The 2,707-nt window shown below is 79.5% G+C and carries 1 protein-coding gene; it reads right to left on the bottom strand.

The annotated features are described in order from the left end of the window. On the bottom strand, positions 1-2,707 hold a 2,707-nt coding region (locus GTR00_RS18460; RefSeq protein ID WP_166613032.1), incomplete at both ends, for a DNA polymerase III subunit alpha.

Here is a 2,707-nt window from a genome sequence, read left to right as displayed (position 1 = left end):
GGGCTGGAGCGGTGCGCCCGCGCGGGCGCACCGCTCCAGCCCGGCCAGCTGCAGCAGCAGGTCGCGGCGGGTGAGCCGGCCCCGGCGCCCGGTGCCCGCGCCGCCGGTGCCGTGCAGCGCGTCCAGGGCCCCGGCCAGCACCAGCCGCTGCGCGAGGGGGCGCGAGGGGCGGGCCCGGTGCCACAGGTCCGCCAGCGAGCGGTACGGCTGCCCGGCGACCAGGCGGGCGACCTCCTCGGCGCCGGCGCCCCCCACGTCGGCCAGGGACGGCCTGATGGCGTACCCGGTGCCGTCGGCCACGCCCGCGCCCAGCCCGGCGCGGTCCCCGCGCGGGCCGGTCGGCGGTGTCCCCACGCGCTCGACGCGGTAGGTGTCGCCGGAGGCGTTGACGTCCAGGGGCAGCACCTCCACCCCCAGCCGGCGGGCGTCGTCCAGCAGCAGCCGCTTGGGGTACATGCCCGGGTCGTGGGTGAGCACGCCGGCCAGGAACGCCGCCGGGTGGTGCGTCTTCAGCCACGCCGACTGGTACGTCGGCAGCGCGAACGCGACCGCGTGCGCCTTGCAGAAGCCGAACGAGCCGAACGCCCGCAGCACCCCCCACACCCGCTCCACCGTCGCCGGCGGGAAACCGCGCTCGCGCGCCCGGCGCCGGAAGAGCGGCTCCAGCTCCTGCTGGCCGGCGCGGCTGCCCAGCCGGCGGCGGTGCTCGTCGGCCAGGGCGAGGTCGCAGCCCGTCATCACGCGCAGCACGCCCATGACCTGCTCGTGGAACACCACGACGCCGTGGGTGTGCGCCAGCACCGGCCGCAGCCGCTCGTCGAGGACGTCGGCGCGCGCCCAGCCCTGCCGGGCGCGCAGGAACGGCGTCACCACGTCCGACTGCACCGGCCCGGGGCGGAAGAGGGAGATGTCCACGACGAGGTCGGCGAACGTCTCGGGGGCGAAGCGGCCGGTGAGCTCGCGCTGGCCCGGGGACTCGATCTGGAAGCAGCCCAGCGTCCGGGTGGAGCGCACCAGCTGGAACGTGGCCGGGTCGTCCAGCGGCACCCGCGCGCGGTCGTCGAGGTCGAGCACCTCGCCCTCCACGCGGGCCACCTCCCGCACGGCGTGGGCCATCGCCGACTGCATCCGCACCCCGAGCACGTCGAGCTTGAGCAGCCCGAGGTCCTCCACGTCGTCCTTGTCGAACTGGCTCATCGGGAAGCCCCGGGCGCTGGCCTCCACGGGGGTGCGCGCCAGCAGGCCGGTGTCGGAGAGCACCACCCCGCACGGGTGCAGCGACACCTGCCGGGGCAGGCCGTCCAGGCGCTCGACGAGGTCGAAGAACGCGTCCAGGCGCGCCGCGCCCAGGCCGCTGCCGCGCAGCTCCGGCAGCTCGGCGGCCGCGGCGCGCGCCTCGCGGGCGCGCACGTGCGGGAAGGCGGTGGCGATCGCGTCGACCTCGGCGGGCGGCAGGCCCAGGGCGGCGCCGACGTCGCGCACGGCGTGCCGCACCCGGTAGGTGCCCACCACCGACACGCAGGTGACGCGCTCGCCGCCGAAGCGCTCCAGGACCGCCTCGTACACCTCCTCGCGCCGCGCGGACTCCACGTCGAGGTCGATGTCGGGCAGCTGCCCGCGCCGGGGGTTCAGGAAGCGCTCGACGAGCAGGCCGTGCTCGAGGGGGTCCACCCCGGAGATGCCCAGCAGGTGGTTGACCAGGCTGCCGGCGCCCGAGCCGCGGGCGGCCACCCGCACGCCCAGGGCGCGGGTCAGGTCGCACACGTCCGCGACGGTGAGGAAGTAGGGGGCGAAGCCCGTCAGCGCCACGGTGCGCAGCTCGTCCTCCAGGCGGCGGCGCACCGCCGCCAGGCGGCGCTCGCCGGCCCCCGGGTAGCAGCGCGCCACGCCCGCCTCGCAGCGGGCGCGCAGGGCGGCGTCGACGTCGGCGCCGGGGGGCAGGCGCAGCGCACCCCGGTCGGGCAGGTGGTGCGCGCCCACGCCCAGGTCGGCCGCCGGGTCCTGGCGGGCGCGCGCGGCCAGCAGGGCGGTGGCCGTGAGCAGCTCGCGCGCCGCCGCGCGGCCGTCGCGCTCGCCGGCGGCCGCGCGGGCGACCGCGACCGCCGTGCGGGCCATGCCCTCGCCGTCCACGAGGTGGCCCTGCGCGGTGGTGCGGTCCAGGTGGCGGGCGGACAGCGGGGCGAGGCGGCGCACGGCGTCGAGCAGGTCGGCGGTGACGGCCCCGTCGGCGGTGGCGTGGCGCACCGCGGCGGTGAGCACGGCGGGCACGCCCTCGGCGCGGGCCAGGCGCAGCAGGCGGGCGGCGTGCCCGAGGCTGCCGGCGCTGCCGGGCGGGGCGTGGTGGCAGACGACCTCCACGTGCAGGCACCCCTCGGGCAGCGCCCCGCGCCAGCGGCGCAGCACCGCGCGGGCGACGTCGTCGCGGTGGGCGAGCACCGCGCGGCCGACCTCCGAGGACGGCCCGAGCAGCACCGCCAGGGCCGGGCGGGCGCCGGGCGCGGCGGCGTGCCGGGAGACCAGCTCCAGGCTGCTGACGGGCCGGCCGCGCCGCCCGCCCAGGTGGGTGGCGCTGACCAGCCGGCACAGCGCGGCCCAGCCGGCCCCGGCGCCGGCCTCCGCGCCCAGCGCCAGGACGGTGGCGCGCGGCAGCCGGGGGTCGACGGCGGGACCGCCGCGCGCCACCGTCCTGGCGCTGGGCGCGGAGGCC

Origin of the sequence: Kineococcus indalonis (assembly GCF_009906395.1) — a bacterium.
GTDB classification, from domain to species: Bacteria; Actinomycetota; Actinomycetes; order Actinomycetales; family Kineococcaceae; genus Kineococcus; species Kineococcus indalonis.
This window is presented reverse-complemented; position numbering and strand designations above follow the sequence as displayed.